The following is a 12,933-nucleotide window of genomic DNA, read 5'->3' as shown; positions in this document are numbered from 1 at the left end:
TCAGCCAATAAGTCAACAGCCGTGCCACACCGCAAAAAAGGCTGTCTGAAGGCATATATGGCCTTTTTACAGATGATCTATGTCCGATAATGGACAGATATCTGTCCGGTGTCACGACAACTTTTCGAAACCAGATTAAACATTTTACCCGTAGAAAAGGTAAGCTTGCAGTGTTAAACAGAAATGAACACACTACCCTATTTCAAAACTTGATACTATGCGCTGGTTAGGTGGACGCGAAAGCGATAACGTAGAAGACCGCCGGGGTGGCGGCGGAGGAGGCATGGTCGTTGGCGGTGGCATTGGCACCGTCGTGATCGCACTGGTGATTTATCTCCTTGGTGGCGACCCATCACAAATCCTTAACAGCGGCGGCGACGGGCAGGCGGTTTCGCAGCAGGCACCATCAGGCCCTCAGCCCGACGATGCAGCTGCCCTGTTTTCACGCCGTGTATTGACGTACACAGAAAACATCTGGACTGAAGTGATGGCTAAGGAAGGGCAACAATACCGTAAGCCGGTGCTTGTTCTTTTCCGCGGCCAGACGCAATCGGGTTGTGGGATGGCATCAGCAGCGTCCGGCCCTTTCTATTGCCCTGGCGATAAAAAGCTGTATATCGATTTGTCGTTCTACGACGAATTAAAACAGCGGTTCGATGCCCCCGGCGATTTTGCAATGGCCTATGTTATTGCCCACGAAATTGGGCATAGCATTCAGGATCAATGGGGCATTCTTTCCAAGGTGCATCAGGCGCAGGAACGAATGAGCGAAGCAGATGCCAATCGTTTGTCTGTACGCCTCGAACTTCAGGCTGATTTTCTGGCCGGTGTGTGGGCACACTATGCTCAGCAAATGAAGGTGCTGGAACCAGGCGACGTGGAAGAAGCACTGAAAGCCGCTAGTGCCATCGGCGACGACAACATTCAGAAAGCCACGCAGGGGTACGTTACCCCCGAAGGCTTCACCCACGGAACAGCCGCCCAACGGGCCTACTGGTTCAAAAAAGGGTTTGAAACCGGCGATATCAACCAGGGCGACACCTTCAACAGCCGCGAAGACGCGAGGTTGCAATAGAGGAGGAAAGGGAAGAGAGGGAAGAAAGGGATTGCTTACGCCGATGTATTTGCGCTGGCGTAAGCAATCCCTCTCTTCCCTTTCCTCCCTTTATTCCCTTTCCTCCTTCTCTTACATATTTATCGCCCGGTTGTCCGTTGCGGCGAGGCAGGCTTCTTTGAAAGCTTCCGTGTAGGTTGGGTGTGCATGCGACATCCGGCTAACGTCTTCGGCCGAGGCGCGGAATTCCATGGCAACAACAGCTTCGCCAACGATATCAGCGGCGCGTGGACCAATGATGTGTACGCCCAGAATTTCGTCAGTCTCTTTGTGAGCCAGTACCTTCACCAGGCCATCAACGTCCATCGACGCACGGGCACGGCCCAGCGCTTTAAACGGGAACGTACCCAGCTTATACGGAATACCTTTCTCTTTCACTTCTTCTTCCGTGTACCCAACGGCGGCTACTTCCGGCCAGGTGTATACCACGTTCGGAATGAGGCGGTAGTGAATGTGCGGCTTCTGACCGGCAACGGTTTCAGCAATGAACACACCTTCCTCTTCTGCCTTGTGCGCCAGCATAGCGCCCCGGATCACATCACCGAGTGCATAGATATGCGGCACCTTTGTGCGCAGGTGTTCGTCTACCTCGATCTTACCCCGCTGATCAGCAGATAAGCCGGCTGCTTCCAGATTCAGGCCATCGGTGTAGGGCCTGCGGCCTACCGATACCAGGCAATAATCGCCGGTCAGAGTCATCTGCTCACCCTTTGGCGTATCGATGCTGACCACAACCTCATCACCCGTGTTTTCTACCTTGGTCACTTTATGCTTGAAGTAAAAATCGGCACCAAGCTTCTTCACCGACTTCTGCAGTTCCTTACCCATCGTTTTATCCATGGTCGGGATCATCGAATCGGCAAACTCGATGAACGATACTTTAGCACCCAGCCGCGCATACACTGATCCCAACTCAGCCCCAATGACACCCGCGCCGATAATGATCAGGTGCTTTGGAATCTCAGGTAGTTTTAACGCTTCTGTGCTGGTAATAACCCGCTTTTTGTCAAGGGGCATTGATGGGAACGACATGGGTTTTGAGCCCGTTGCGATCACGATGTTTTTACCCGTGATCGTTTCGTCGGCGCTACCATCTGTCTTGGCAACCTTTACCGTATTGGCATCTACAAACGAACCAACACCATAAAATGTGTCGATCTTGTTCTTCTTCATCAGATACACGATGCCCTTGGTGGTCTGATCAACCACGTCCTGTTTACGGGCAATCATCTGCGGCAGGTCTACGGCCAGGTGATCCAGCTTGATACCGTGCTCAGCGAAGGTATGGCTGGCGTTGAAATAATGCTCCGACGAGTCGAGCAGCGCTTTTGATGGAATACAGCCAACGTTGAGGCAGGTTCCGCCCAACGTAGCGTATTTTTCGATGATGGCCGTTTTCAGCCCTAATTGTGCGCACCGAATAGCGCCCGTATAGCCGCCCGGCCCAGAGCCGATGACGATTACGTCGTATTGCATAGTATAGGTTTTATTAACTCGTCAACAGGTATCGTGAGCAGATAAACTGGTTCTGCTCTGTTAGTACATAACAGTAAGGAGTAACTTTTAGTGGCATCTACCCATCCGGCAAACTATTGTTGCTATCACCTACTCCTTCGGCCGTTTGAACACGACTACGATAATGGATGTGGCGGCTCCGCTGTCGAAAAGGCCGATACTCTTCGATTCGATCGACTCCATACCGACCAATTCCCAGCCCAACTCACCGAACTCGTTTAATTGCTGATGGAAGTCATTCAGTGCGCTGATACGCAAATCGAAGGAAAGGTATTCCCACTTAGTCATTGCTGTAAAATCGTTTGAAGAAGTAGAGCAGTTCAATTCCTACCGAACTGTTGCCAAGCTGTACACAGTTGACCAGTTCCCAGTCCTGTTCGCCCTGTTCGTTCAGAATATCTTCCACCACTTCGGAAGGAATCATTGGACTTTCGGCAGCATCGTCGTTGCGAAACATCGACTGTGACTGCGCCATCACCTTCGTTTTGAGTGTTTTATATTCCCAGGGCATGATGTGAAAAAAGTTTCAGGTTTCAAGTTTCAGGTTTCAAGTGGCGCTGCTAGTCTACCATCTAGTTGATAAGCAGCGTCACTTGAAACCTGAAACTTGAAACCTGAAACTCCCTTTGTTTAAACTTCCAGTAAAATTCGTGTTGGGTCTTCGAGGAGCTGCTTCACGCGCACCAGGAAACTGACCGATTCTTTGCCATCGATGATGCGGTGGTCGTAGCTGAGAGCCACGTACATGATCGGACGGATAACAATTTCGCCGTTTACCACTACCGGCCGCTCAACGATGTTGTGCATGCCCAGGATAGCCGATTGCGGCGCATTGATAATAGGTGTCGACAGCATAGAGCCGAACGTACCGCCGTTGGTGATCGTGAACGTACCACCCTGCATCTGCTCAATGGTCAGTTTGTTATCACGAGCCAAACCGGCCAGTCGAACGATTTCTTTCTCGATCTGCGAGAAGCTCATCTGCTCGGCATTCCGGATAACGGGCACTACCAGACCGCGATCCGATGAAACGGCGATTGAAATATCGCAGTAATCGTTAAACAGGATTTGGTCACCGTCAATCATGGCATTCACTGCCGGGAATTCACGCAGGGCCATGCAAATAGCTTTGGTGAAAAACGACATGAAACCGAGACCAACCGCGTGCTTGTCTTTGAATTTGTCTTTGTATTTACCACGCAGGTCCATGATTGGCTTCATGTCCACCTCGTTGAAGGTGGTCAGCATAGCCGTTTCATTTTTCACAGCCACCAACCGACGGGCAATCGTTTTCCGCAGCGACGTCATTTTTTCACGACGTTGCGTACGTGCGCCGGGAGCTGGGGCCTGGGGCGCGGGGCTTGGAGCCGCCGCTGGCTTCGCTGCTGCAGGAACTGGTGCAGGCGCAGCAGGAGCTTGTGGTGCAGGGGCTGGCGCTGGGCTGGCCTTCATCGCATCTTCTTTCGTGATCCGTCCTTCTACGCCCGAACCCTGAACCTGTGATGCCTCAACACCTTTTTCGGCCAGAATTTTGGCCGCCGCTGGCGATGGGAAATTAGCCGCGTAGCTAGCCGATCCGTTGGCGCTTCCGTTCTGAGCAGCAGCAGGCTGGGCGGCTGGAGCTGGTGAAGCCGGCGCCGCCGTTGATGCTCCAGCACCTACCTCGATGCGGGCGATGGTAGCACCGATAGCCAGCGTATCACCGGCCTGGGCTACAATGCGTAATGTACCTGCCACTTCGGCGGGTAATTCAAATGTGGCTTTGTCAGACTCAAGTTCGCAAAGCGTTTCGTCCATGGCGACTGTATCACCATCCTGTTTATTCCAGGCGGCAATGGTCACTTCGGTGATCGACTCGCCAACCGACGGAATTTTCACCTCAACGGTGCTAGCCGACGCCGGGGCCGAAGGAGCAGCGGCTGGCTCAGCACGGTCCGACGTCTCGGCGGCCAGTACGGCGGGCGTTGGCTCAGGAGCTGGTGTTTCAGCTTTGGGTGCTTCAGCAGGTTGTTGCGCCGGGGCCGCCGGAGCCGCACCGCCCGATGCACCAGCAGCTTCGATCGTGCAGATGGTTGCCCCGATGGGAAGCACATCACCGGCCTGTGCCATTATGTGTAGGGTTCCTTCCGCTTCAGCAGGCAATTCAAATGATGCTTTGTCGGAATCGAGCGTGCACAGCACTTCATCGAGTTTCACTACATCGCCTTCTTTTTTCAACCATTCTCCCACCGTGACTTCGGTGATGGATTCACCCACAGCGGGGACTTTTACTTCGATAGCCATTTTTTCAGTTTCAAGTTTCAGGTTTCAAGTTTCAAGTCTGGCTCACAAGCAACTCCTGCCACTGGCAGAGCCACTTGAAACCTGATACCTGAAACTTGAAACTCCTTTATTCAAATGCTTTCTGAACCAGTGCAGCTTGTTCCTGCGTATGAAGCTTGGCGAAGCCGGTAGCGGGCGACGATGCCGACTCACGACCAACGTACCTGAGCGCCTGCGCCCCGGTGAACTTCTCCCGGAACCGACGAAGCATGAACGAGAAACAACCCATATTCTCGGGTTCCTCCTGCACCCACACAATCTCTGGCTTCTTGTATTTCGCCAGTTCAGCGTCAAGCTGTTTCATTGGCAACGGATACAATTGTTCCATCCGAACAATAGCAACATCGTCGCGCTTGTCAGCTTGCTGCTTCTCCAGCAAATCGTAATACACCTTGCCCGTGCAAAGTAATACACGCTTCACCTTTTTCGGGTCGGCAAACGAATCGCCAATTACTTCGCGGAACGTACCTGTAGCCAGTTCGTCGAGCGGCGAGATTGCCTGCGGGTGACGCAGCAACGACTTCGGCGACATGATGATCAATGGCTTGCGGAACTCCCAGGCCAACTGCCGACGCAACGCGTGGAAGATATTGGCTGGCGTGGTGATGTTGGCCACCACAATGTTGTTCTCGGCACATAGTTGCAGGTAGCGCTCTGGCCGGGCATTTGAGTGTTCAGGTCCCTGCCCTTCGTAGCCGTGTGGCAGTTGCATTACCAGGCTATTCTGAATTCCCCATTTCGATTCGCCCGCCGTTACAAACTGGTCAATGATAACCTGCGCGCCGTTGGCAAAATCGCCAAACTGAGCTTCCCAGATTACCAGCGCATGCGGAGCAGCCATCGCGTAGCCATACTCAAAGCCCAGTACACCAAACTCAGACAACAACGAGTTGTAGATCTGAATCGGCATCTGCCCTTCCTGAACGTGGTTTACCGGCGTGTATAGCTGGTTGTTTGTCGAGTCGTGCAGAACGGCGTGGCGGTGCGAGAACGTACCCCGCTGCACATCCTGACCGCTCAGGCGAACGACCTTATTCTCAAGCAGGATTGAGCCATAAGCCATCTGTTCAGCTACTGACCAGTTCACCGTTTTGGTATCGAAAACCATCTTCTGGCGATCGGCCAGCAGTTTATCGATCTGCTTCAGGGGTTTGAACCCTTCGGGAACCGTAGCCAGCGCTTTGCCAATTTTCTCCAACGTTTCCATCGGCACACCCGTCTGGGGGGACTGATCGAAATCGGCGGGTTCGGCGTAGCGCAGTTCGGCCCATTGCTGATCCAGACGAAGCGGCTTGTAGGGCAGGCCCGGCTTTTGCTTCACCTGATCGAGACGGTCCTGCAGAATCTTCTTAAACTCGGCGTCCATGCTTGCCGCCAGCGCAGCATCCACATCACCGCGCTCGATCAACAGTTTGCTGTAAATCTCGCGGGGGTTATTGTGTTTTTCAATCAACGAGTACATCGTTGGCTGCGTAAACTTCGGCTCGTCTGATTCATTATGGCCATACCGACGGTAGCAGACCATGTCGATAAACACATCACGCTTAAACATCTCGCGGAATTCCACGGCCAGTTTTGCGCAGAAGATCACCGCCTCCGGATCATCACCGTTGACGTGGAAAATCGGTGCGTCGATAATCTTGGCTACGTCTGAACAGTAGATCGACGAACGGGCATCGTCGAAGTCGGTGGTGAAACCGACCTGATTGTTGATCACAAAGTGCAGTGTACCGCCGGTTTGGTAACCGGGCAGTTTTGCCATTTGCGTTACTTCATACACTACACCCTGACCAGCCACGGCGGCGTCGCCATGAATCAGGATCGGCATGATTTTGGCAAAATCGCCTTTATACTCCTCATCGGCCTGAGCCCGCACGAAGCCTTCCACCACGGGATTCACCGCTTCAAGGTGCGACGGGTTCGGCGCTAGTTTCACGCTGATTTCTTTACCGTTCGGCGTTTTGGTCAGGCTGGTATAGCCGAGGTGATATTTAACGTCACCGTCGCCATGGACCTGCGTAGGTACGCTACCCTCAAAACCGTCGAAGATCGATTCGTATGATTTACCCAGAATGTTGGTCAGCACATTCAACCGTCCGCGGTGGGCCATCCCAATCATTACTTCCTCAACGCCCATGTCGGCCGCGCGGCTGATGATAGCATCGAGCGCAGCAATGGTCGTTTCACCACCTTCCAGCGAAAAACGCTTCTGACCGAGGTATTTGGTATGCAGGAAGTTCTCGAAGATCGATGCTTCGTTGAGCTTCTCCAGAATCCGCTTTTTCTCGTCGGGAGTTGGGCTGAAAGTCAGCGCCTCTTTCTCGATTTTATTTCGCAGCCAGTTTTTTACATCGATTTCGCGGATGTACATATACTCGAAGCCAATACGGCCCGCGTAGATGGTTTCCAGCGATTCCATGATCTTGCGAAGGGTGGCCGCACCAATGCCCAGCAGGTTGCCCGACTCGAACACGGTGTCGAGATCGGCATCCGTCAGCGCGTAGTCGGCCAGGCTAAGGCGGGGGTTCCGATCTTTCCGGGGACCAATCGGGTTTGTTTTCGATAACAGGTGCCCTCTCGACCGGTAGGCCTTGATCAGGCTGGCTACCGATACCTCTTTCTCACTGTGTTTGGCATCAACGGGGGCTTGCTGCGTAGCGCCAGTAGCGGTGGCTCCGTTTCCGTTAGCTGAATTTCCATTTTCGCCATAGGCAAGCGAAAAGTCAAATCCTTTAAAAAACTGCTGCCAACTGGTATCTACCGACGCGGGGTCTTGCTTATACGACTGATAAAGCTGGTCGATATAAGCCGCGTCAGAGTTGGCTACATATGAATACTGATCCATGATTGGTTTCAACGCACTGTTTGGCCGACAAAGGTAAGGTAAACCCTACGAACGGGGGTGAAAACTTCCTGATTTTATCCTATTTAGCGATCAAATGACCGACTATCGCACTAACTGACTTTCAGGTTACCTGATCGCCGACAATAATCCCGCCACTAAAGATCGGATAAGGAGCAAAATCTTATTTTCTAACACAATAATCATGGCGTAATAGTTGTGGGAAATACAGTATATGGTGCCAACCTGCACGCTCCACCGGAAGTTTACGTACTGACCAGGTATATTCTTTCGTTATTGATGTACTTTGCTGCGCATCCAAATCTGTATGAAAATCGTCTTTATGCTCCTGCTCTCGGTCTTACTCGGTGGCTGCGAGCCGTTTACTCTTGATCGCATAGACTTCAGTAATTGCGTAAAACCAACAGCCACCGTGGGAGCCACCATTACAAAATTGCAGGCGACCCTTTTTGTTGATAAATCAACCGGCGATGTAAATACTGTGACCTGGACTTTTGGCGACGGGCGCGGGCTGCCCCAAACAGGGAATCGGGTATCCTACACCTACGATCGAGCCGGTAGTTACACCGTTACAATGGCCCTGACCAACCGTTGCAATCAGACATACACCGCCACCCGAACGATCACGGTAGCCAACTAAATCTGTCAATTGCACCAATTTGGGAGTTGCTGACCTTTCGTTTTCAGTTGTGGCACAGGCCAGGTAACGGCAACGCAGCAGATAACTACCTACGCTATTATCCTTCAGGTATGACCTTTTCTCTACACTCTATTTATCTTATCCTGCTATTACTAAGCGCTTCACTTACCGGAAAGGCGCAGGGACGGGTCAGTAATGTTCGTATGCGGGCAATTGACCAGCAATCGATCGAGGTATTTTATGATCTGCGCAACAGCGTGCCAACCGATTCAATTTATGTGCGGCTCCAACGCCGGGATGGCAAGCTGGTTGCTCCTGATCTGGGCAGTGTTAGCGGTGATCTGGGCACAAATCGGATCGACGGGCGCGACCAGCGGATTGTCTGGAATCTTCGCCGGAATGGCTTATTGCTTCGGGAGGAAGTTCGGGCGGTGGTCTTGTTGAAACAAGGCGGGTTACTCACACAAACAGCCCAGAACCCAACGGAAATAGCCCCACCCCTGCCCGACTCAGCGGCGTTGGTGCCCGAAAAACCGTATCGGGGGCCAGCCTGGGCGCTTCTTTCCCTGCTGGCTCCGGGCGTAGGGAATATATTCGTGCAAACCCCTGAGCCGCGGGTTGGGCTACGGCCATTGGTAACGGTTGCCGCCTACGGACTACTTATCTATGGTGCCGGCCAACAGGGCGAAGCCAATCAGGCCTACACTGATTATGTAAGTGCAGGCAATGAAGCGGCAGCCGAACCGTTTTACCAAAAAGCTAATTCGGCCAACCAGCGCTACTACATAGCAACCCGCGCCGCCGCTGCCATCTGGGTTACCGATATCACACTCACTCTTCTGCGGGGCCTACGAAATCAGCGCGACGAAAAACGAGCTGTTCAGCCTCTTTCTTATCACCTGAATCTACAAGCCAATACGCCTGTTGCTGTATTCAGGTATACATTCTAACTGACCCATGCGTTATTTACTCCTATATAGCTTTCTGCTACTGCCCGCTTTTGTCATTGGTCAAACCCAGAAAGCACCCGTTACGTCGTCGGCCAGTGACTGGGTAACGCTGACGATCACAGGAACAGACACCGTGGCTACTTCTACGGCAAAAACGAAGTCGGCGAAACCAACGCGGTCTAAACCAGCCGTTAGCACGGCAACAGATAGCAAAACCAGTTTGGCAGCAGCAGGCGCAAAAACACCCGCCAAAAAATCTGCCGCAACAGCCACCCCAACCCGATCAGCCACTGCATTGGCGACCAATAAATCTGCCGCCTCACGCGCGTTTCTGGAAACGTTTGCCGACAATCATAACGGATGGCTAACGGGTAAGCGAAACGGCTTTGATCTGGAAATTGCGAAAGACAGCTACTACATCCGAAAACAGAAAACGGACAGTAACCGCCCCGGCCGAAGCTACATTAAACTTCCGGACGACCTGAACCTCAATAAGTCGGATACGTTTACGGTAAGTGTTGAAATGGTTATCCCTCCCAACGTTGAGCCAGACGGCGGCCTGCTTATCGGCGTAAAAGATACCAGTAATTATTGCCAGTTCCGGGTGATAGGCACGTCGAAAGTAGCGCTCTACACACGTGTAAATGGCACTGCACAAGCCAATTACATGGTGGGTAAGCCTACTGCGGCCAAGGTAACTATCTCGCCTACGCGAAATACACTGACGGTTCGCCGCACGGGCAACGAACTGCACTTTTACATCAACGGCAGGGAGGTTGAAGACAGCCCCCACCCTTACCGACCCTTTAAAGGAAACGGCGTTGGCTTCATCAGTTTCGCCGAAGCCGTCAAATACCAGTACCTGACGGTTCAGTTGGGTAAGTAAAGGCAGTGATCATTGCCTGATGCGATCGCCCTGCCGGTCAAGATCGTAACTGTTACCGTTGATCGTAACACGGGCCCGGCCGTTTTTATACACCTCGATTGCGTCGTAAACGGGCAGAATCATCCATTTACCTTTGCGCCATAGTCCCCACTGGCCGTCTTTTCGGGCGGGGCGCTCGCCATACTGACCAACGTCGTCAAGGAGTTCGTCATACGGCTCGTTTCGGGGTGAAACAGGTTTTTGCGATGAGGCTTCAGAATCGGCAGCCCGATCAATCGAGGGTTTGCTTTTCAGCTTTCGCTTGCGCCTCGGCTGAGTACGTTCCCGCGTCTGATCGTCAGTCTGTTCAGTATTCACCTGTTCCGTTTTTGGCTGATTTGCATCTTCGTCGGGTGCGGCCCCGTTGCTCTTCACCAATATGATAACGAAGCCAATCAGGCCACCGGCAATAAGCAATGCCACCAGAAAATCGCGCCAGCCTGATGAGGGTTTAGGCGTAAGGGGCGCCTGGGGCAAAGGGGGCAGCGGGGCGGTTGTTGGAGCAGACCGGGCGGGTTCAGGTACGTTGACCGGTTGAGCTGGTCGATTCCACCAGACAAGGTGGCGCCAGTCAGTTGACGTGAGTTTTTCGCGAAGTGTACTGCCTCGCGGATCTTTTTCGGAGGCATAAAAATTTTCGGTGAGATAGGCCAGAACGGCATCAGCCAGTGCTTTCTCATCGTAATTGATCGCCCGAAACAGCGCCCGAATGGCCGGGGCTGGTATATGCTCTTTGTAATCATCGAGAATATCGCGGACCTTCTGCTTCATCGTATCCGCCGTTTCAACCAACGTACCTGGCTGCCCACCGTCTGGAACAGGCAACAGAGACGTACCTGCGCCCATCACGTCAGACATGGTAGCTACAGACGACGTACCTGCACCAGACGCAGGCGTCACGTCTTCTTCCATGATATCGGGAATCTGGGCCATCAGGCGGGGTACCCATTGATCAATCACGAAAGTGCGCGACAGGCCCAGCCGTTCAGCATCCAGCGCAAAGCCGCCAATCTGCACATCAGATAACCGTTTCTGATTATCAACGGCTACTTTCCGAATGAGCGCCTGCAGATCGAGAATCTTCCCGAACTGAGAATTCAATGACCGGGTAACGTCATCGACCAGCCGCAGAAAGTCTGGAATACCCAGTTCGGTGGCTTCAGCAGGTAGGCCTGTACGGGTCCACTGCCAGTCGGCTACGTTACCCTCGTGGAGTACTAATTCATTCTTGATCCGTTCACGGAGTTCGTCGAGAGACATGGAAACAAAGACAGACTGGGTCGATTTTGGATGTGAATGTACAAGAAGGAACTGCTGAAAAAACAGATGTGGTTATTGAGGGGCTGTAGCCACCCCGATTTTAGAGTCGGCGGTACCGTAGTACAAAAACCAGCGCCCTTTGAACGACACCATACCTTCCAGAAACACAACCTGATTCACCTGCCCCTGCGTTTCATAAGGCTGGTCTGGTTTGATAAAATAGGATGCTGTTCGGTCGAGTAATTTCGCCGGGTCATGTTTATCAAACAGGAGCTGACCACCCGTATACGCATGTTCAGGCAAAGATGGATCGCCCTGCTTGTTGTTCATCCCATTGTAAATGAGCACAATGCCGGCGGACGTCAGTAAGGCAAACGGGCCGGGCTCTATCAGGCGGGCATCGTGTTTCCCCAGTCTCGACTGAGCCACGGCCCGGAAGCCACCCGGAGCAGCACCTCCCAGTGGTGTCCAGTGCAGCAAGTCGGGCGAGGTAGCAATACGCAGGTCAGGCTGATCACCCCAGTACATCCAGTATAACCCGTTTATTTTCTGAGCGACCATCCTGCTTCCTCGCTGGCGGCATACGATCGCGCCTGATTTCGACCAGCCATTCCGATACATTTCCTGCCCAAACGCCAGCCCTTGCTTTTGCCAGGTGAGCAGGTCTTTCGACGTAGCTACGCATAACCGCGCTTTGTCGCCGTCGTAGGTCGTGTACGTCATTACATATACGCCGTTTGAGCTTTCTACTATACGCGGGTCTTCGCAACCACCCTCCCATTCATATAGCTTCATGGCATCGTTTTCGGGATAGAAAACGGGCGTTGGCCTACGGGTGAAATGAATACCATCAGCGCTGACCGCCAAGCCAAGCCGCGATGTGCCATTGAACTTCCCCACGGTATCTTCAGCACGATACAGCATGTATACGTTCCCGTTTCGAACCACCGCCGCCGGGTTAAATACGTCCTTCTCTTCCCACCGCACCGTATCCTGACGAACCGGACAAAAGAACGTCGTTCCCGCTTGAGCGTCCAGAATCGGGTTCGCGGCATTCTGCTTCCGGAAGGGCCCAATCATCCACGGCTTTTCCAGTGTCGACTGGGCCAATACCCCAAACGGCACGATAAACAGCAGTAAAAAAGAAATGTATCGTTTCATGAAAACAGTTAGCAGTGGCAAAGATTTTAAAGCCGGGAGCACAGGTCACAGAGGCGACACACCCGGTGATCATAAGTTTCCCAGTTTGAACAGCAAACGGCGATTATTAATACGGCAACGAAATGAAGGCCCGAAGTTGCAGGAAGGTTTGTTACCCTCAACGCCTTCGAGCCTTCAGACTGG

At 52.7% G+C, this 12,933-nt stretch carries 11 protein-coding genes; 4 read left to right on the top strand and 7 right to left on the bottom strand.

Translation table 11 applies throughout. From position 1 onward, the window contains the following. Positions 1 to 217: 217 nt before the first annotated feature. A complete protein-coding gene (gene ypfJ / locus J2I46_RS06495; protein WP_207328190.1) occupies positions 218 to 1,075 on the top strand; it encodes a KPN_02809 family neutral zinc metallopeptidase in 858 nt (285 codons plus the stop codon). A gap of 111 nt (positions 1,076 to 1,186) precedes the next feature. Here the strand turns inward: ypfJ and lpdA are convergent, their stop codons facing one another. The 5 genes from lpdA to J2I46_RS06470 form a co-directional block, all read right to left on the bottom strand. Further along, positions 1,187 to 2,590 carry a dihydrolipoyl dehydrogenase gene (gene lpdA / locus J2I46_RS06490; RefSeq protein ID WP_207328188.1) on the bottom strand — a complete coding sequence of 468 codons (1,404 nt, stop codon included), beginning with the start codon at positions 2,588 to 2,590 and terminating at the stop codon, positions 1,187 to 1,189. Positions 2,591 to 2,719: 129 nt separating this feature from the next. Continuing rightward, a complete protein-coding gene (locus J2I46_RS06485; RefSeq protein WP_207328186.1) occupies positions 2,720 to 2,917 on the bottom strand; it encodes a DUF4177 domain-containing protein in 198 nt (65 codons plus the stop codon). Beyond that, positions 2,910 to 3,140, bottom strand: a complete 231-nt coding sequence (locus J2I46_RS06480) for a DUF4177 domain-containing protein (RefSeq protein ID WP_207328184.1) — start codon at positions 3,138 to 3,140, stop codon at positions 2,910 to 2,912. Before J2I46_RS06480 ends, J2I46_RS06485 begins: the two co-directional genes overlap by 8 nt. Before the next feature lie 119 nt (positions 3,141 to 3,259). After that, the gene (odhB, locus tag J2I46_RS06475; protein WP_207328182.1) at positions 3,260 to 4,912 is read right to left on the bottom strand and encodes a 2-oxoglutarate dehydrogenase complex dihydrolipoyllysine-residue succinyltransferase; all 1,653 of its coding nucleotides are present in this window, start codon (positions 4,910 to 4,912) and stop codon (positions 3,260 to 3,262) included. A gap of 106 nt (positions 4,913 to 5,018) precedes the next feature. Further along, positions 5,019 to 7,796 (bottom strand): 2-oxoglutarate dehydrogenase E1 component, encoded by a 2,778-nt coding sequence (locus tag J2I46_RS06470; RefSeq protein ID WP_207328180.1) that lies wholly within the window; start codon positions 7,794 to 7,796, stop codon positions 5,019 to 5,021. Between the two features lie 325 nt (positions 7,797 to 8,121). Between J2I46_RS06470 and J2I46_RS06465 the strand changes: the two genes are divergently transcribed. The 3 genes from J2I46_RS06465 to J2I46_RS06455 all read left to right on the top strand — a co-directional run bounded on the left by J2I46_RS06465 (position 8,122) and on the right by J2I46_RS06455 (position 10,290). Then, the gene (locus tag J2I46_RS06465; RefSeq protein WP_207328179.1) at positions 8,122 to 8,454 is read left to right on the top strand and encodes a PKD domain-containing protein; all 333 of its coding nucleotides are present in this window, start codon (positions 8,122 to 8,124) and stop codon (positions 8,452 to 8,454) included. 110 nt (positions 8,455 to 8,564) lie between these two features. Continuing rightward, positions 8,565 to 9,404 (top strand): hypothetical protein, encoded by an 840-nt coding sequence (locus tag J2I46_RS06460; RefSeq protein ID WP_207328178.1) that lies wholly within the window; start codon positions 8,565 to 8,567, stop codon positions 9,402 to 9,404. A 7-nt stretch (positions 9,405 to 9,411) separates the two neighbouring features. Then, the gene (locus J2I46_RS06455) at positions 9,412 to 10,290 is read left to right on the top strand and encodes a LamG-like jellyroll fold domain-containing protein (protein ID WP_207328177.1); all 879 of its coding nucleotides are present in this window, start codon (positions 9,412 to 9,414) and stop codon (positions 10,288 to 10,290) included. A 9-nt stretch (positions 10,291 to 10,299) separates the two neighbouring features. On the opposite strand, the gene J2I46_RS06450 is transcribed toward J2I46_RS06455, so the two are convergent. Next, a complete protein-coding gene (locus J2I46_RS06450; RefSeq protein WP_207328176.1) occupies positions 10,300 to 11,589 on the bottom strand; it encodes a WG repeat-containing protein in 1,290 nt (429 codons plus the stop codon). A gap of 72 nt (positions 11,590 to 11,661) precedes the next feature. Then, entirely contained in the window at positions 11,662 to 12,750 is a 1,089-nt protein-coding gene (locus J2I46_RS06445) for a glycoside hydrolase family 130 protein (RefSeq protein ID WP_207328175.1), read from the bottom strand. Positions 12,751 to 12,933: the final 183 nt, after the last annotated feature.

It is taken from the genome of Fibrella forsythiae (assembly GCF_017353175.1).
Taxonomy (GTDB): Bacteria; Bacteroidota; Bacteroidia; order Cytophagales; family Spirosomataceae; genus Fibrella; species Fibrella forsythiae.
The sequence above is the reverse complement of the archived record's forward strand: the minus strand, read 5'-3'. Positions and strand labels throughout refer to the sequence as shown.

Coding starts and splice junctions, on each gene's coding strand:
- ypfJ (WP_207328190.1), top strand. CDS start 218: ATGCGCTGGTTAGGTGGACGCGAAAGCGATAACGTAGAAGACCGCCGG.
- lpdA (WP_207328188.1), bottom strand. CDS start 2,590: ATGCAATACGACGTAATCGTCATCGGCTCTGGGCCGGGCGGCTATACG.
- J2I46_RS06485 (WP_207328186.1), bottom strand. CDS start 2,917: ATGACTAAGTGGGAATACCTTTCCTTCGATTTGCGTATCAGCGCACTG.
- J2I46_RS06480 (WP_207328184.1), bottom strand. CDS start 3,140: ATGCCCTGGGAATATAAAACACTCAAAACGAAGGTGATGGCGCAGTCA.
- odhB (WP_207328182.1), bottom strand. CDS start 4,912: ATGGCTATCGAAGTAAAAGTCCCCGCTGTGGGTGAATCCATCACCGAA.
- J2I46_RS06470 (WP_207328180.1), bottom strand. CDS start 7,796: ATGGATCAGTATTCATATGTAGCCAACTCTGACGCGGCTTATATCGAC.
- J2I46_RS06465 (WP_207328179.1), top strand. CDS start 8,122: ATGAAAATCGTCTTTATGCTCCTGCTCTCGGTCTTACTCGGTGGCTGC.
- J2I46_RS06460 (WP_207328178.1), top strand. CDS start 8,565: ATGACCTTTTCTCTACACTCTATTTATCTTATCCTGCTATTACTAAGC.
- J2I46_RS06455 (WP_207328177.1), top strand. CDS start 9,412: ATGCGTTATTTACTCCTATATAGCTTTCTGCTACTGCCCGCTTTTGTC.
- J2I46_RS06450 (WP_207328176.1), bottom strand. CDS start 11,589: ATGTCTCTCGACGAACTCCGTGAACGGATCAAGAATGAATTAGTACTC.
- J2I46_RS06445 (WP_207328175.1), bottom strand. CDS start 12,750: ATGAAACGATACATTTCTTTTTTACTGCTGTTTATCGTGCCGTTTGGG.